The organism is Brevibacillus dissolubilis, assembly GCF_006170445.1.
GTDB lineage: Bacteria > Bacillota > Bacilli > Brevibacillales > Brevibacillaceae > Brevibacillus_B > Brevibacillus_B dissolubilis.
Map to the genome: position 1 here is coordinate 583,961 of NZ_VCNA01000001.1, position 19,763 is coordinate 603,723.

Below are 19,763 nucleotides of genomic sequence, written 5' to 3' on the forward strand. Positions count from 1 at the left end.
GGATAGGACTCGGTGAAGAATGCCGCTAATTCGGACACGGTTGTATACGTGAACAATCGGCTCGGCAGAATCTTCGGATCGATCTTCTCGGCAATTTCGGTTGTCATGCTTACGATGGCCGCAGAGGATAAGCCCATTTCAAAGAAGCCGTCATCGACTCTGACAGAACCGACTGGGATCTCCAGCGCATCAGAGACGAGTTTCCGGCAAAATAGGATTGCTTTTTCACTTCGGCTTAATGAAATTTGATCATACTGCCCTGCCTCTGCATCAGCCGTGCGAATGAATGATACCGTGTCTTCATTCGTTGTATGTTTGGCCTGTGGAACTTTTTGCTCCGTATCGTGTAGGGCAATGTGTGGCTCGCTGGCGGTCTCTTCTGGAGCAACGGTAATCCAATAGCTTTCCTTGGCAAATGGGTAGGTTGGGAGATGGAGACGCCCTGGAGAGTGGCTGTACAGCGCTTTCCAATTGATGGTGCAGCCCTTCACCCACAGCTCGGCGATTTTATCTAAGCGGCCTTTCTCCCGCCATTGGGAGAGCATCTGTGCCAGTTCTTCACCGTCGAATACCCCTGAACCACTGGATAGCTCGTCGCATTGTCCATACCAGGTGTTAGGCATCTGTGTCCGTCCTGACAGGAACTGTTGAAAACGGTCACGTACCTCATCCAGACTTGTGGCCCATGTAATAAAGCGCACTTTCAAAGCGACACGACCTGTCTGTAGGGTAAAGGCCAAGCGTGACAGTGTAACGGTATGATCGCTGTCCATAAAGTCAGCCAGTTTACGGATGTATGCAATCAGTGCTTCTTGCGTGTTAGCGGACACGGGGATCAGGACACCTTGGGAGACGTCAACCGTATCAATCACGTCTGATGAGATATCTGTGCACACAGGTGCCTCTTCCAAGATGATGTGCGCGTTGGAACCTGTAGCACCGATTGCACTTACTGCTGCCCTGCGCACGTTGCCTTTGCGGATTTTGTCTTCTGACCAATCGGTTACCTGATCAGGAAGATAAAAAGGTGATTCATCCAGCTCCAGATATGGATTCAGCTCGTTGCCGTGTAACGTATGCAGCAGCTTTTTATGATGCAGTTGCAGGATCGCTCTTGTGACTCCGCTAATCCCGGCTGCGGACTCCGCATGTCCGATAGTGGATTTGACCGAGCCTAGGGCGCAATAGCCTTTGCTCTGGGTATATTTCCGGTAGGCACTTGTCAACGCATCCACTTCGATCGAATCGCCAAGCATTGTGCCTGTGCCATGTGCCTCCACATACCCGATGGTCTCTGGATCGATGCCCGCTTTATCTAAGCAATCCTTGATCACGGACGCCTGAGCGACCGGATTTGGGACATGCATGCCGCTTGATTTGCCGACATGATTGACCGCGCTAGACTTGATGACGGCATAGATCGCATCTTGATCAGCCAAGGCTTGGTCGAGCGGCTTAAGAATCACCACACCGACGCCTTCGGAGGATACATACCCGTCTCCCCCCACTCCAAAAGAACGGCAGCGTCCGTCACTGGAGTGCATATCCATCAGGCCGTAGCTTTGATACTTGCCCGGGTGCAGGGACAGATTCACCCCGCCCGCAATCGCCACCTGACTCTCACCGCTGTAGATGCTTTCGAGCGCCAAGTGAATCGCAGAAAGCGAAGAGGCGCATACCGTGTCAACCGCCATGGAAGGACCGTGGAAGTTACACACATACGATACGCGGTTGGCGATGGTCGATGTGCTGAGCGCCAGCGGAATCGTACGTCCGTTGCGGGATTCCTCACTCTGCAGCATCGCATAATCCTGATGCATCACACCGACGAACACGCCGACCAACCGTCTGTTGTATTCTCCGATCGGGGTGACAAGGTTATCAGGGGTATAGCCTGCATTTTCGATCCCTTCCCAGCATACTTCCAGGAATTGCCGCTCCTGTGGGTCCATCTGGGCTGCTTCCTCTGGGGCAATACCGAAAAAGCCTGCATCAAAGCAATCCACATCGCTGATAAACCCGCCCCACTTGGACATCGGTCTGCCAGTGGGAGATGTCACACCGTCCAAACGGCTGTGATCCCAGCGAGTAGACGGAATCTCTGTGATACAATCGACGCCTTCATAGAGGTTTTTCCAAAACTCTTCGAGATTGCCGGATTGGGGATATCGGCCTGCTATGCCGATCACTGCGACATCTTTGATACCGGATGAGTGGTTGGTGGCAGGTTTTTTCGCTTCATGGTTACCTGCCTGATCACCCGCTCGGGATGGTGAAGTCACCTTTTTGCTCAGTACCCCTGCTATCTCAGCGGAGTATTCTCGTTTTAAATAATCGCAAAGCGAGGAAATCGTTGCATGCTCGAATAACAGTGTTGGCGACAGCTTCACGCCAATCGCTGTGCCGAGTTCTTTGACCACATCGAGCAACATAATCGAATCCAGACCAAGATCATAGTAGCCTTTGTTTTGGTTTACTTCTTGTTCACTTACGCCCAACTGTGCGGCGATCATTGATTTGACAAGGGACTCAAGCGTCTCATGAGAGCCTTGTGTTTCGGGTAATTCCGATGCAAGAATACGTTCTTTTGCTTGGATACGTTCTTTTGCTTGGATAAGCTCCTTTGCTCGGCTACGTTCCGTTGCTTGGATCGATTCCAGCGGGAAGGCTGAGGTCTTTTTCCCAAAGCTATTGTCGCGCACGGCCTTGAGCTTCAGATTGGTTAGCTCACCGATTTTTCGTCCGTCGGTTGAGAAGAACTCTAAGGACAGTGTGACTAGCTCATCTGTTACCGTTATGCTTGCATTTTGGATGCGGGTATAGCATTCTCTGCCGAACGGCTCGCTCGCATGGAACGAGCCATAATACAACGGCAGGTACAGCTTGCTGGTATCCGCGATTTTTCTGAGTAACGTACCGCTTGCGCCCACGACGCTGCCATCGATCAGAGCGGGGTGAAACAGGTATGGATCACTGCTACGGTAATTTTCTTCGTCAACCGTCACGTGTACCCAGCAGTCATGTTCCCCAATCAGCACAGTTCCTCTCGTCTTCATGGCTCCGAGGTGTACCAAGCTTTTTTGGACGTAATCGGAGTAGACATCGTGCATATCAACGGTTTCGTGTGCGAGACCGGAAATCTGCGCTACATCCGCTGTTTCCGCATACGGAACGGCTTCTACACGATGCATGTCAGCGGACACATACAGCACTTCATCTGCTCCAAGCTCACTTGCCGTATCTGACCCAAAGACTTGAAGCATCCAGCAGTCTTTGCCTTGCGATGTCGCCCGGATCGTCAACTTCGCAGGATGCCCTTCTGTCACGATCAAGGGTCGGTAAATAGACAGGTCTTTTAGTTCAAGTGAACGATACGCAAGGCCTGCCTCACCGCACCACTGATAGAGCAGATCAATCCAGGCCAGCCCAGGTAACACGCTCTCCTCGAAAACTTTATGATTTCGTAAGATCGGGTGGTCTGCGGACAGCACATCACTCCACACAAGCGATTTGGTAAAAGTGTGAACGAGGATGCTGTCATCTGCCACTCGAACCAGAGCCTCGCTCTTCATAGGAGCGAGAGTTCTGGCATTCACGCGCTTCATCACGGGGAGTGCCAACGGTCTGCGGGTCGGGTTATATGAATGGACATGGTACTGACCCAGTATCACATGCGCGTTGGTACCACCGTCGGCGAAGCAGTTAATTGCCGCGTACTGGATCGCATGCGGGGTCTTTTTATCGGCCAGTTTAAAATTGGCCCGTTCTAATGAAAAGTGTTCCAATGGCTCTTTGCCGGACAAAAACGGTACCAGAGACTGTTTCTCAAGGATCAGCGCCACTTTAATCAGACTCGCGATTCCCTTGGCACATAGCGGGTGACCGATGTTTGGCTTCATGGAGCCGAGATAAAGCGGTCTTGATGCCTCTGTCCGATAGACTGATTCTACGGCCTTGACCTCGAGGAGATCCGTCACTTCCGACCCTGAGCCGTTCACTTCGAGGTAGCCGATCTGATCCGGCGTGCAGCCGCTTTTGGTCAGCGCTGCCTGCATGACGTCTTTCTGGGCATGGATGTTAGGAATGGCGGGGCCTGCGGTTCTGCCGTCATTGTTGATCGCTATCCCCTTCATCACGGCATAGATGTTGTCGCCGTCGCGTAGAGCTTGCGAGAGTGTCTTGATCATCACAACTCCGCAGCCTTCGCCAAGCACCACGCCTGATGCCCGGCGATCCAAGATGTGGAACTCTCCTTCTGGCTGCAGCAGATTGCGGCGGTCGAACAGCTCGTGTACATATGGGCTGGTCAACAGACTGATACCACCGACCAGTGCAGCATTCACGGAACCACCTTGCAAGGCATCGGTCGCAACCTGCATGGCGACCAGCGACGAGGAACACGCCGTATCAATCACCATGGAAGGACCACTGAAGTTGAAGGCTTGGGAAATGTTGGCCGCCAGATAGTTTTGTCCTACCACTCTGATCGGGTTGCGGGCATTTTCCGTCAGAGCTTTGTCGGTTTCACCGATCGTTCTTGCCCCGATGTATACTCCGATATTGGCACCGTTCACTTCCTGAAGAGTATATCCAGCATGGTAGATGGCCTTCATGCCCTCCTCTAGCAATACGATGGCTTGCGGGTCCATTGCCTTCACATCTTCTGCCGGAAGCGTAAAAAACGCTGGGTCGATCCCGTAAATATCCTCTACCAGTCCGGCATAGTAGTCGTTTGCCGTACCCCAGCAGGTCTCGGGGACTTTTTGGATAGCTCGTTGGCCTCCTGACAGCAGCTCCCAGTAGGCTTCGAGGCTCTCAGCGCCGGGAAAACGGCACGCCATGCCGACGATTGCGATGTCCTCGCTGACTGTGGAGCGGGTTGGTTCGGCATGGGTCACTTGCGGGGCTGGAGCCATGGCATCAGGTTGTTCATTGTGTGGCAGAGGCTGTTCGTTGTGTGCCAGAGGTTGTGAGTTTTGTACCTGAACTCGCTCGGGTGTTATCACAGCCTGCGCGTTCGCTTTCTCTTCAACAACTGACTTCACCGGAGCGGCAGTCTTTTCCGAAAGAATCGGTGCTTCGTCCTGGGCATCGCCACCCATATCCAGCTTGTCCTGATGCGTCTCTGCAAACCAGACCGCCAACGAATCCAGCGTCGAGTACTCCAGCAAAATTGAAGGATCGATGCGGACATCCAGAGCCAGATTCATCTTCTGCAAAATCTGCGCCATCAAGATAGAATCAACGCCAAAGTCAGCAAAAGAGACATCCCCCTCCAGCTGGCCGGGCTTTAGTTTGAGCTCGGATTCAAAGATCGACCGTAAGAACGCTGTGGCTTGTTGTATTGCGTCGGTGCCCGCTTTTTGCCCGATCACCATGGTTGCTTGTTCTGCTTTACCGTTGCCCTGCGATGGCACTTCTTTCACGGCAGTGCGGGTCTCTGTGTTCAAGAGATGGTCCGGTGTCCATCCACTTGGGACAACCACTGGCATGATGACCGGAGCTGACGCGTCCATTCCACTCAGGATTTCATCCAAAATACGCAAGCCTTCCGCATCTGTAATGCTATGGAAGCCGGTATTGAGATACGCCTGATTTTTGATCTCGCCAAAGCCTGTTTCCTTCCAGCTCGGCCATTGGACACTGACCAGCGGCAGAATGGATGCATGCACCTGTGCGAAGTAATCCATAAAAGCATTGCCCATCGCATAGTCGCTCTGACCTGCTCCGAGTGTTGGAACGGCGGCTGATACGGATGAGAACAGGATCACGAATTCCACATGCTCCGGCTTCATAGATCTCATCAAGTTTTCCGTACCCGCCACTTTCGGCGACAGTACACGGGCGATACTCTCTTTATTTTTGCGGATAAACGCTGGATTGATTGTGTCTGCCAAGCCTGCTGCGTGGATGACACCAGATATGTGTCCCATCGAAGACTCTATGGAAGCAATCGCAGAATGGACCGCGTCCGCATCATCGAGCGGGATGGATAGAACTTTGACGGTCACTCCTTGTTTTTCTATGCTTTGGATCGATTTTATTTTTTCCTGTACCGAAGAAGAGAATTGCTCCAGTTGTGCCCACTCGCTTCTGTCAGGGAGCGTCTCACGTCCGGTCAGCACGAGCTTCTTCACACCGTACTTCCCGACCATATGGCGCGCACACAGCATTCCCAAGCCTCTTGTTCCACCGGTCACCAGCAGGACTTGGTCATCACGGAATGAGAGTGTTTTGTGCTCGGTGCGGCGGCTGTCTGACTGGCTCATGCCTGAGTCTGTGAGAACCGACTCGTAGCGGACTCCAGCACGATAGCAGACCTCCACAGCTTTTGTCTGTACCTGAATCTCGCTTTGAATGATCTTAGCAAGCGTGATGAGATTGTCTTCCTTCGGGTCGAGGTCCACATGGCGACTGGTCAGAGAGGTATATTCGCTTTGTAGCATGCGATACAGCCCGGTCAATGCCGCACCATCGATGTTGACCTGATCGTTGTGGAATGCTTCCAGTCCCATCGTCACATGGATGAGCGTAAGACCATTGGCGGATCGGTTCTCGATCAGTTGTTGCAGGTACGGAATGGACTCAAGTGACACCATAGGTTCTTGGATGTCCGCCAGATTCACCCACACGGCGCACTTCTCCACTTGTTGCTGCCAGCCGTCTCCAAGCTGTCCTGCCTCCAGCAACACAGCACTGCCGAAAGACTCAGCCAGACATTCAGCCAGCGCTTGTGTCGAGCGGTTATGATAGATAACCAGATCGCCGTGATTCTCCTCAAGCTTGGGTTTCGGCGCTTCTTTCCACGTCTTCTGCAAATACTTGACGCGGCGGTCGGATGATGCAGCCTGTACGGTGCTGCCTGCAGGACTTACGCGGACTTGGTTGCTGTTCTCAAACTCCGGTACCCAATAGCGTTCTCTGGCAAAAGGATAGGTTGGCAGACTCATCCGGCGAGGCTTCGTCTCCCCATACAGCAATTGCCAGTTCACTTCTAAGCCTGTTGTCCACAGCTCCGCGATTTTTCCAAGCTTCCCTTTCATGATCCATTTGTAGATCAATTCCTGGGAATCTTCATCGGTTGTCAGCAGTTGGATAATCTCTTTATTTTGCTTGACATGTCCTTGGTAGCACTGCTCGATCCCGCTTGTCTGTTGCAGGTAGGCTTCTAATTTGGCAAGAAGCTCTTGGATGCTGCTTACGATAAAGACGACACGCTCTTCCATCGCATTGCGTCCCACCTGAAGTGTATAGGCGAGATCAGCAAGATTGATTTGTGCGTGGGAGGTGCTCACTCTTGGCTCTTCGGTTTTGGTACGAGAATGATAGGCTTCTGCGGCTTCTCGCTGTTGTTCCATGAGATCTGTTGCTACAGAGGCAATGGTACTGTGCTGATCCAGCTTGATTTTCAGCTCAACCTTGAGTTCCTCTTGGAGCTGTTGCTGAATCTGCATGATCTGCACAGCGTCGATGCCGTATTCATTCCATTCTTCTTCTACTTCAATCCGATCTTCTTCCACATGGATCAGACTGGCCAGAACCTTACGAATTGCTGATTCAAGGGTTTGCGCAGGGCTTGTTTTGTTGCCTTCTTGGCCTTGTTGATGATCGTTGTCCACGGACAGCCCCTTGAGGTATCCATGCAATTTCTCTGCATAGGCTTGTAGGCGGTCTTTATTTTTAGCAGAGAGTGGAACGATCACAGATCGGTTTTTTGTCTGCGTGCTTGTCGGAGATTGGTGTAACTCGGATTCGGCTGGGATGTATTCCTCCAGAATGACGTGAGCATTCGATCCGGTCGCACCAAAAGAACTTAACGCCGCACGTCGCGGATATCGAACCTCCCGACCATTCTCTACAATCACTGGCTGCTTCCACTCTGCCATCTGTTGCTGAACATAGAAGGGGGATTTCTCGAAGTGAATATATGGATTCAGCTCATCTGAGTGCAGGGATGGGACGAGCGTCTTGTGATAAAGATTCAGTGCGACCTTATGCAGACCACTGATCCCTGCGGCAGACTCTGCATGGCCCATATTGGATTTGACCGAGCCAATCGCACAGAATTGCTTGTCCTGCGTAAATTGGCGGTAGGCCCTCTCCAGTCCTTGAATCTCGATTGGGTCACCCAGAGAGGTCCCTGTTCCATGTGCCTCCACATAGCTGATCGTGCGCGGGTGAATACCTGTTTTCTCCAGGCACGCCACAATCATATCCGCTTGGGCCACCGGACTTGGTACGGTAATCCCGCTGACGGTTCCTACATGATTGATGGTACTGCCTTTGATCACGGCATAGATCTGGTCGCCGTCTTCAATCGCCTTGTGCAATGGCTTTAAGAGAACCGCACCGATCCCCTCCGCTGACACGTAGCCGTCGCCACCCTTGCCAAATGTACGGCAATACCCATCACTCGAATGCAGATCCATCATTCCATAGGTCAGATACTTGTTCGGGTGCAGGGAAAGGTTGACACCGCCAGCCAGTGCCACTTCACAATCCCCATGCCTGATACTCTCGACGGCGTAATGCACGGCTGTGAGGGAAGATGAACACACGGTATCAATCGCGATGCTCGGGCCGTGGAAATTGCAGAAATAAGAGACCCGGTTCGGAATCTGGGCATAGTTCAGTGACAGCGGGAATGGCTGCCCCGCAGACAAAGCTTCGTGTCCGATAAAGGCATAGTCTTTATGCATGACACCGGCAAATACCCCGACAGGCCGTCTTTTGCTCTGACCCCGAGGCTTGACCACCGTCACAGGTGTATAACCAGCGTCCTCCATCGCTTCCCAGCAGGTCTGTAAAAACAAGCGTTCCTGCGGGTCCATCGTCTCTGCTTCCCGTGGCGAGATGCGGAAAAATTGTGGGTCAAAGCAATCCGACTCGTCGATGAAGCCGCCCCATTTGGAGAGAGGTTTGCCTGAAGGTGAGTTCAATCCGTCAAACTGACGAGATTCCCAGCGCGATGTTGGGATTTCGGTGATGCAATCTTTTCCTGCTTTTAGATTCGTCCAGAATTCTTGGAGGTTTTTGGCGCCTGGATAGCGGCCTGCCATCCCGATGATCGCCACATCGCCCGTGACGGCTGGGTTCGTGACGTTGGCGTTGGATCTCACAGACATGTGACCCTCTGCCACTGGTTTGGACGCGGTTGCTTGCATCGTAACTGGCGATTCAGACTTGGTCGGGTAGTCCGGTGCCGCTTGGACTTGTACAGCATCCTGCGACACTGTACCCGCTTGACCGTAATTCTCCGTAAGATAGCCTGCCAATTCAGCAATCGTCGTATATTCAAACAACAGCGTAGGCACTAAGGTGGTTTCGATTTTGTTTTCAATCGCTGTGACCACCTCTAACAGACCGCGTGAGGTGAGTCCCATCTCATAGTAGCCAGCATGGATATCGATTTGATCCACTGGTTTGTTCAAGCGCTCTGCCATTAATTTGCGTAAAAATGCTTCAAATTCAACAGAGGATGCTGTACCAGAGCTTGGGCTTAAACTTGTGCTTTGGCTTGAGTTTGCACTCGTTGCCGCCGACTCTCTGATCGACGTCTCCAGATGGGAATAGGAATGGCTCACAGCTTGAGCCTCAACCGCCGGCTGCGGACTTGTCGCGCGGTTCGGATTGATCAATCCGGCTTCCCGCACTAATTTATTGATAAACTTACGCAATTCCCCTATTTTCTTACCGGACTCATCGAAGAACTCCATGGTCAGATAGAGGAGCTCTTTCTTTTGTTGCACCGACGAGGCTTGAATCCGCGTGAGGCAACGACTCTGCATGAGAGCCGATGCACGGAAGGATTCATAGTGCAGTGGTAAAAACAGTCGCGGTTCTCCCTCATACCATGCCGGGAATAATCCAGAACCGACTGCACTGGCATCAATGAGCGTCGGGTGGAACAGGAAATCTCCTGCACTAGGCAGTGCCTCTTCGCCCAAAGAAAGCTCGACAAGGGTAGACGCTTGCGCCTCATATACCTTTCCTTCTGCTTTGATAAATCCAGTATGAACCAGTTCCTGACTGCGGGAGCGTGCATATAAGTCTTCCATGCTCTTGATCTGAGTAGCCGATTGCTTGATTGCATGCAGATTGAGAGTTTCGTCAAACACCACCGGATCTACGTGATGCATTTCTGCGGTGATGTACTGCTTTTTATCCGCGGATACGACCCCATTGGATTCCTCTTGACCCTCCACACGAATCTGCCAGTGCCCCTCGCTCATCTGCGAGCACTCGATACGAAGCTGTACACGGTAGTCCTCTCCCACGATCAGCGGGTTGTAGAAGGTCAGATTACGCAGCTCCAGTCGGGAATAGTCATGCCCACGCTCTGAAAAGACTTGATAGAGCATGTCGATATAAGCCAATCCCGGTAACAGTGGCTGACCATATACCCGATGGTGATAAAGAATCGGATCATTCACGCTGATCGTCTTCGTCGCCACGAATTCTTTGCTCTGACTCGCCAGTATTGCAGGTGGTGTCACGACCTTCCGAGGAAGAATCGCTACTTTATTTAATTCCGGTGGAGCGATCGGATGTCTTTTTACCTGTCGGGCTGATAAATCCTCCCACGCTTCCAGAATCACATGGGCATTGGTGCCTCCATCCGCAAAGCAGTTGATGGCGGCCACCCGAGGTCTATTCCCCCACTCCTTGCGATTCCTTGCAAAATAGAACGGAGATGACTCGATATCAAAGTGCTTCGTAGGCTGTTCACCAGATAAAAACGGTACATATTGCTGATTTTGCAGCATCAGAACCACTTTAATGAAGCCTGCGATCCCCTCAGCACTCAATGGATGCCCGATATTTGGTTTGACAGAGCCTAGCCCAAGTGGAGTTGAATCATCGGATCGGTAGATGGATTGAATCGCCTTGAGTTCGAGCAGGTCGGTCACCGTAGAGCCAGAGGCATTCGCTTCCACGTAGCTGATCTCGTCCGCACGTTTGCCACTCTTGTTCAGGGCCGTCTGCATGACCTCTTTTTGTGCCTGTAGATTAGGGGTGGCAGGTCCTGCTGTACGTCCGTCATTATTGATCGCCGTTGCTTTAATCACCGCATAGATCTGATCCCCATCTGCCAGTGCCTGCTCGACGGTTTTCAACAATACCATCCCTACGCCTTCGCCCAGCACGACTCCATTGGCGCGTTGGTCAAACGCATGGAAAGCTGGCTCTGGGTTCAAAATGTCCCGCTGTTCAAACATTCGGTGGGCATCGTCCGTAGTCAAAAGACTTACTCCCCCCACCAAGGCAGATTCAATCTCGCCGCTGTTCAGCGCTTGAATCGCCATGTGCATGACCACTAAGGCAGAGGAACACGCCGTATCCAGAACCATACTAGGGCCCCGAAGATCGAAGAAATGGGAGAGATTAGCTGCCAGATAGTTTTGTCCTGCTGCGACGATCGGGTTCTGTGCTTGACGAAGACTGGATTCATCCGGACGGTGCTGGCTTCGGCCTCCGAGATAGACCCCTACCGATTTCCCTTTCATTTCCTGATGGGTATATCCCGCGTGATACCATACCCTCAGAGTTTCCTCCAGCAATACCAATGCCTGCGGGTCCATCGCTCTGGCATCGTTTTCCGGAATGAAAAAGAATGCCGGATCAAAATGCGTGACATTGTCGAGCATGCCAGCGTAATACTGGTTCTGATAGCCCCAACGCTCGGCAGGCACCGGACGGATCGCCGAGCGTCCTTCTGATAACAATCTCCAATACCCTTCCAGATCAGCAGCACCTGGGAAACGGCAAGAAAGCCCGATCACCGCGATATCGGATGAATGTGGGTTGTTATCGTGCCGTTCACGTTTCAGTGGACGGCTATCATGGCTCTCAACAGATGAGCTTGCAGGCTTCGCCGCAATCGTCTCTGGAGTCCGTCTGCTGTCAGGCTGTGCTGTGGTCTTCCCAAGCGCTCCGATCAGGCTGGTGGCATACGTGCTAGTCAGCCATGCCGCGAACAGCTCGATGGTTGGGTATTCATATAGGATAGACGGATCCAAGTCAGCTTTTGCCAGTTGATTGACCGAGCGCAAGATCTGCGCCAGAAAAATAGAATCGACTCCATAATCCTGGAACGGTGTATCCACCTGCATGTTCGCCGGGTCCATCTTCAGTTCTTTTGAAAACAGGGAGATTAACCAAGTCTGCGTTGCATTCACAAGGCTTTCTGTGTCCGCTGACAGATCAACCGTGCTCAAAGACTGAGACGGAGCAACCTGAGCACTTCGGACACCTTGGACACCCGCTGCAACTGCTTCTTGACCTTTGCGCTGCATCAGCTGCTGTGGCTTCCACATATCCGGATTCACCACCGCCGGCAGAACTACAGGGCCGATCTTTTTAGCCAATATCGTATCTAGTAGCTGTAAGCCCTCTGCATTCGTATGGCTCAACAGACCTGTTTGCTGATACGCCTTGTTTTTGACCTCTCCCATCCCTGTTTCTTTCCAGTTCGGCCATTGGATGCTGACGATTGGAGCATAACGGTGGTTCGCTTCTGCTGCATAATCCATGTAGGCATTGGCTGTCGCATAATCGCTTTGTCCGGAAGCCAAGGTCGGGATGATTGCGGATACAGATGAGAACAGGACAAAAAACTCCAGCGGCTCATATTTGAAGCATTGATAGAGATTATGGAGTCCTGTTACCTTCGGATCAAGAACCTGCTGGATGCGATTGGTCGCTTTTCGGATAAAAGCAGGATTCTGTGTATCATCGGCACCCGCACAGTGAATGACCCCTCCAACAGGCCCGAGGGTCTTCTTCATTTCTTGCAGACTCTGTTGCAGTGCATATTGATCGGTCAAGGAAACCGATAGGACTTCAACCTGTACGCCTTGGGCTTCCAGAGCTTGAATGGCCTTGATTTTTTGCGAGATGGAGGTGTTCTGGTGCAGGGTTGACTCCCACTGATCTCTAGGCGGGAATGCCTCCCGTCCCGTGAGCACCAATCGTTTCACACCATACTTCGTGACAAAATGCTGGGCACATAAGTACCCAAGACCCCGTGTCCCGCCTGTAATCCACAGCACCTTGTCCTCTGGGAACGCAAGCGTCCGATCCGGGTCATTCTCTGAGTGGTATTCCCGCAGTTCAGCACGGTAGCGCTCCCCATTCCGGTAGCAGACTTCGGCATCCTCGGCATCCTCGGCATCGATGCAGAACTCAGACGCGATCTGTTGAGCCAGCGTCCGGTTATCGATGCCTTGCTCCACATCCATATGCCGTGAGCGCAGGTGTCCATATTCGCTCTGTAGCATCCGATACAAACCTGCACGGGCTGCTCCTGACAGATTGACAGACGGATTCAGGTAAGATTCCAGCCCTTTTGTCACACCTAACAGCATCAAGCCCTCTCTGTGACCATGCTCAATCCATTGCTGAAGCCATGCCATCCACTCCAGGGACTCGTCTGTATCGACTCCGCATCCGGTCAGGTCGATCACACCGTCCACGTTTTTCCATTCTGTTTCTGGTTGGAGAAGCTGTGAGGTGAGGTCACGCAGGTCTACGAGTTGACTCTTCGCAAAATAGGGGGCAAGCTGTTCGGCCAACTCCTCTGTTTCGTTCGTTTTGATAATCGCGATGGTTCGGTCAAAGCGTCTGCTTGCAGCAGCCGCCGTGCAAGGCTCCCATTGTTTTTTCAGGTAGCGGATGCTTCGTGGTGTTGTGAGCTCTGTTCGATCCGCTGTGTTGCTGCCAGATGATTTGCCGCCAGCCAACTCGGTTACCCAATAACGCTTCCCTTCAAATGGATACGTAGGCAGACTGATGCGGATGACCTGCTCATTGGCAAACAACTCTTTCCAGTTCAGATCGTAGCCTTTGGCATACAAATCTGCTAACGCCGTGAGCTTGTTGCCGTATTCCGACTCACTCAGCGCAGGACCTGCTGACAACTCTTTAAGAATCGTCTGTCCCACCTGCTCAAAAAGCGGTTCGATCTGTTTTCTTTTCTCGGTGTGACTTACTCTGTAGTACCCCTCTGCCTCACCATTTGTGAGGACGCTCTGGAGCTTCTCTTGAAGTTCCCGAATGTCGCTGACTACGAAAGCAGAACGTACCCCAAACGATTCTCTGCCCACAAGCAAGGTTGCACTGATATCTGACAGCTGGTGGTGTTGTCCTTCTTTCCCCAGCCAAAGCGCCAGGTCTTGTTCTTTTTGCTGCAGGGCTTTTTCAGTCTTGGCAGATAACCCAATCAGATAGCAAGGTTTTTGGCGGCTGGTCTCTCGTGTGATGACAGGTGCTTCTTCCAGCACCACATGTGCATTGGCACCACCCGAACCAAAGCTGCTCACTCCTGCCCGTCTTAGAGGCTGTCCCTCCGGCAATCCCCATGGCTGATTTTTATTCACGATATAGAAAGGCGTATCAGACAGACTGATATGCGGATTCAATTCATGGAAATGCAGAGAAGCAGGAAGCGTCTTGTGCTGCATGCTCAGCACTACTTTTAACAGACCGACAATGCCTGCCGCGGCTTCCAGATGGCCGATATTCGTCTTGATCGATCCTAATCCACAGTGAGGTACTTGGTTTTTCCCGTTTGTCTTGGAGAGCTGAGAAAAGGCTTCCTTCAGACCGCTGATCTCGATCGGATCGCCTAAGGAGGTACCCGTGCCATGAGCTTCGATATACCCTACCGTTTCTGGTTCGACCTTGGCAGCTTGATAGGCTTGGATCAATAATTCAGCCTGTTTATCAGGATTGGGCACCGTAAGTCCGCCCGCCTGACCGCCATGATTGGTCACCGTGCCTTTGATCACGGCATAGACCGTGTCTTGATCGCGGAGAGCCTGTTCCAGCGGCTTGAGCAGAACCATGACCGCTCCTTCCCCGCGCACAAAGCCATTGGCCTCTTTGTCAAAGGTTTTGCACTTTCCGTCCTTGGACAACATCCCTGCTTTATAGTAGGCAATGCTGTTGGATGGGTAACACATGATATTGATTCCACCCACCAAGGCTTGGTCGCATTCACCCTCCTGCAGTGATTTGACAGCTTCATGGACAGCAACCAGCGAGCTGGAACACGCTGTATCAATCTGGATGCTTGGCCCGTTAAAATCATAGAAATAAGAGAGACGGTTCGGCAGGGCCGCCATGGATACCCCGATGGCAAAATGAGCTTCGATCTCCTCCAGATTCTGATCGAGCACCCGGTTGTAATCAGAGCCACTCGCGCCGATGAAAACGCCTGTCTTGCTGCCGGATACCTCTTTGGCTGCATAGCCCGCGTCTTCCAGACAACCCCAGCTCAGTTCCAACAAGATACGCTGCTGCGGGTCCATCAGCTCGGCCTCTTTCGGAGACAGACGGAAGAAGGAGGCATCAAAACGGGAGATATCCTCTAAAAACCCACCCTGATCAATTCCCCGGTGTTCATTCACAGGATCGATATGCCAAGACCAGCTCCATCTGCCCTCTGGCATCTTGCCGACAACATCTTTGCCTTCCAGTAAAAGCTCCCACAGCTGTTCTTTCCTGCGGACCCCACCCGGCAGACGGCACGAAATCCCGATGATGGCAACGTCGTTCTTCGTCGGTGTGGCTGCATGCGCTGTTTCGGCGCGCTCTTCTGTATCAGCATGCTTTTCAGCTTCCGCGTTCGCGGCAACATGTTCTGATTCCAACTCTACGTCTTCGATCTCTACCTCTACATTCTCTAGCAGGTAAGCGATAATCCGCTCCGCTGTATTGTACGTAAAGAAAAAAGTAGATTTGAGCTGGATTTGATATTTGTAACTGATCTGCTCATTGAGTTCGAGCAGGTCGGCTGAATCCAGTCCCATTTCCATCAAAGGACGGGTTAGGGCGAACGCATCTTCTTTGGATTTTCCAAGAATAAAGGTGATCGTGTTTTCGACGAACTCTTGGATCGCAGCTTTCGTCTGTTGCACGGCAGCTGCTTGACGGAGCTTTTCTTTTTCAGCATGTTCGGTGTTGGTCTGAATGGCTTCATTGGTTTGATTGGCTTGGTTTGCTAGGTTCACTTGTTTCGCTTGATTCTCTTGAATCTCTTGATTCGCTTGAATCTCGGTCTCTTCTACCTCTAGCTCTACCTCCTCAATCTCTACATGTTCTTGCAGATAAGCAATGATCCGTTCCGCTGTCTTATATGTAAAGAAAAAAGTAGGCTGGAGCTGGATTTGATAGTTGTAACTGATCTGCTCATTGAGTTCGAGCAGGTCGGCCGAATCCAATCCCATTTCCATCAATGGCCGGGTTAATGCGAACGCATCCTCTTTGGATTTCCCCAGAATAAAGGTGATCGTGTTTTCGACGAACGCTTGGATTGATTTCTTCTGTTGCGCGATGGCTGCATGACGGAGCTTTTCTTTTTCAGCCTGCTTGATGCTTTCGTGGTTCACTTGGATGGCTTGGTTCACTTGATTTTCTTGATGCAGCTGTTTCGCTTGCTTCACTTGAATCTCTGCACGCTTCCGCGTATGGATGTCATATTCCAACAGCACCCCATACCCCTGATTCTTTAGGTCAAGCGGGCGGTAATTGGGAATTAGTTCCTTGATTTTTGCACCGTGCAGCTCATGGAACCGCAGAGTCGTATCAACCAGTCTTCCCTGATCATTGCGAAGCGCAATATATTCCTTCGGAGTGAGATCCGCGTGATTTGGATAGTCTTTGCATCTGGAAATGCCGATGACCGATTGAATCCCGCTCATCAGGCTGCATCGCTGAAGCATGAACTCCAGCAACTGATCGCCCAAATTCCGGTGCTGCATCTCAGGCAGAATATTGACACCCAGCAGTTGTACGATGGTCCCCTCTTTTTGGTGAAGACTTTCCACGGTATCAATCGAATGGGTTTTGACATCCGCTCGGCTGAGCACGCGTTGGGAATAGGTAACACCCACTACCTGCTGATCTAATTCAAGCACCAATTGGCCTTCTGGATACTGTTCCAATCGTTTTCTCAGGACAGACACAGGCGTACGCAAGCCGGGTTCCCAGCATTTCTCTTCTAATAACTCCAGAGCAGGCAGATCTCTCTCCTGCGCGTATCTCACCGTATATTCTCTTGGCGTGAAGTGACTCAGCGTAATTCGACCAAACGGCATGGTTTTCGGATATTTTCGAAACGTATCCTGATTCGGGAATAACCCAATCTCCGCTGCCGCCATCAAAAATTGGTCGGCTTCTACCAGCTGCTGCTGGGAAAATCTATGGTAAGCATCAAAGTGCAAATTTTCACACTTATCGATGAACTTATGGACAATTTTCGGTTCAAGACAATGGACCTCCAGGATGATCAAGCCATGCTTGCCTGTGACAGATGACCACCGATTCAGATGCTCGACCAAGCTCTGCATAACGGTGGTCGCTGGGATGCTGTTCCCTTCCCTGTCCACATAGACGGCTCCAGTCGGGATATTGGCCCGTGCCTCTGCCGCCGCAGGATCTGCCGGAGGAATATAAGGACGGTCATGATCCAAAAAGGAACGGACATGCAAAATATTCTCTACGTCGGTAATGCCGATCTTTTTCAAGTCTGCAATCAGCTGTTCAGGATCGTTGATATCGCCTTTGATGACGATGTGATCGATCTCTCTTAATGTATGGGTCGTTGCTGCCAGTGCTTTTTCATTAAAATCGGCTCCAATCAGCTTAACCGGATACTGGTCAAGATATTGGCCCCGCAGTGATTTGTTTTTGATGATGTTATACATTTTTTGCAGGAGTGAACCATCTCCACACCCCATGTCTGCTATGTATCGGGGCTGTTCCGCAATCGGCGTCTGGTTGAAGATTTCCAGAATGATCTCTTCCATGTCGGTAAAATACTTTTCATGCTGAAATCCACTGCCGATAACATTGAGCGTACGGTCTACATGCAGCTCGTGACCGGACTCGTCCCGCTGAAACACGGATTTGCAATCGCCGAAGATCACTTCGTCCATCTTGGACAGCATCGGTCTGTAGGAAGCCACGGATGCCGTGATAAAAATCCGATCCGCAATAAAACGGCCCATGTCCGAAAACATGAAGGCTCCTTCTTTTTCGGTCAACCAGCCTTGATGGGTAAACAAATCCTTGATCTCATTACGTACAACCGGGGTTACTTTTGAAAACAAGGTGGCGTTTAGATCGTTTGAGTTGCTCTGCAGCATGCCTTTTTCTTTCAACGTAAGCAGCAGCGGCATCACCAACAAGCCATCCAGAAATTCGGAATACAAGGTTTCCTGGAAGCCCCAACGCTGGTTGGACAACCCGATCCACTTTTTGAGACTCTTTCTTTTCCGGTTCTTGGTCAGATAATCATCCATCGGAAACGCCATCAGTTCCATGATGTCGGCTGGAATCTGATCACGCTTCTTTGCTTCAGAAGTCAGCAGATACTCCGATTTGCTGTTTTTTAAGACCCAGTTCAACGACTCCATGATATGCAACGCGATCTGGAGGTGGCCGCTGTTCGCCTGCAGCTTGTTTACCAGGTCATCAAAAGAAACGGGTTGTTCTGTATGTAATACCTCAAAAAGCCCTTGCTTTTTGCAGGCAAGAATAACTGGAACGGTGACATAACCATGTGCGTAATTATTCAAAATAGTTAACATGTTTTCACCCCTAGTATCAACTAAAAAAATAACTCGTAAGCGTCTCTTCGTTACCCAGCCATGTGTGTGGCGCGCTCAAGCACGTATCTGTGAACGAGTGACTGTTACGTTCCTCTATAAATAGAAAAAAGACACCGCTTCGGTCTGACCGTGCCGAGTTCAAGACTCTTGTGCACCAGACGAAGCGGTGTTTTTTCGATTATGGTTCCAGCTGGCAATCAGATCGGGTTGAAAACAGGGCTACATGTTGCCCCAATGCTCTGGACGGGTGAGTGCCGCAGGGATTCGTGTGCTGGCATCCCCTTTTGCCGCGTTGAGCTGGGATTGGGTCAAGAAAATACTCTTGGAAAGGTCTGCCCCTCTCAGGTCAGCATCACGGAAGTCGGCTCCGATGAAATCTGCGCCTCTCAGGTCGGTCCCTCTCAGGTTCGCGGCAATCAGGTAGGCTCCACGCAGGTTGGCTCCGCGCAGATCCTCTTTTCTAAGATCAGCACCGATCAGGTCGGCTCCGCGGCCGATCTGCTTCTTGCGACCTCCGCCTCCGTTACGCGCTCCTCCTGTACGGGCCTTCTGCGCACGACGGGCTTCGGTGCGCACCAGCTCACTGGTCTGGACAAGCACCGTATTCACGGTTGCCCGATGCATGGTCACGTCCAGTTTGACAAGCTCATCTGCGCTGAGGTTCGTCAGGCGTTCTGTCGCTTCGATCATGGACTGGATCTCCCCATGGATCGACTGGGCTGCACGTAACGTCAGCGCTTCGGTCAGATACCAGAGCAATTCATGGAGCTGCATCATTTTTAAAAGAGATTGGTACATTTGATTCGAAGTGTCCGGATTTTTCTGCCAGTCTTGTCCGGCGAAGGTGTCTTGGGATACCTTCTGTCCTGCGCCAAAACAGTCAAAAGTGATACAGCCCTTCAGGCCTCGTTTACTCAGACTTTGGTGAACGGAACAACGAAAATCTGGCTGTAGGTTCAGGCAAGGCTGCCCCGCATCCTTGTCGACTGGAAAACCTTCCGATGCTGAAAATCGCAAGGCGACACAGCACAAGCCGAAACATTTTTCACAGTCACCTTGCAGATGTCGGCGACTCTTACCCTGGGAGGATACATCTTGTCCCTTATTTTCAAAAGGTTGATTCATGTTCTTTTCACCTCAGACTCCAAA

At 51.5% G+C, this 19,763-nt stretch carries 1 protein-coding gene and 1 pseudogene; both read right to left on the bottom strand.

What is annotated here, in order from left to right; all coding sequences use genetic code 11:
• Positions 1–29: 29 nt before the first annotated feature.
• Positions 30–18,581: pseudogene (locus tag FGI41_RS25735) on the bottom strand (beta-ketoacyl synthase N-terminal-like domain-containing protein); the annotation flags it as partial.
• Positions 18,582–18,833: 252 nt separating this feature from the next.
• On the bottom strand, positions 18,834–19,739 hold the full coding sequence (locus FGI41_RS01570; RefSeq protein WP_139488135.1) for a pentapeptide repeat-containing protein: 906 nt from the start codon (positions 19,737–19,739) through the stop codon (positions 18,834–18,836).
• Between the last annotated feature and the right edge of the window lie 24 nt (positions 19,740–19,763).

Excerpts from the sequence above, each read along its gene's own strand:
- FGI41_RS01570 (WP_139488135.1), bottom strand. The coding sequence starts at position 19,739 with ATGAATCAACCTTTTGAAAATAAGGGACAAGATGTATCCTCCCAGGGT.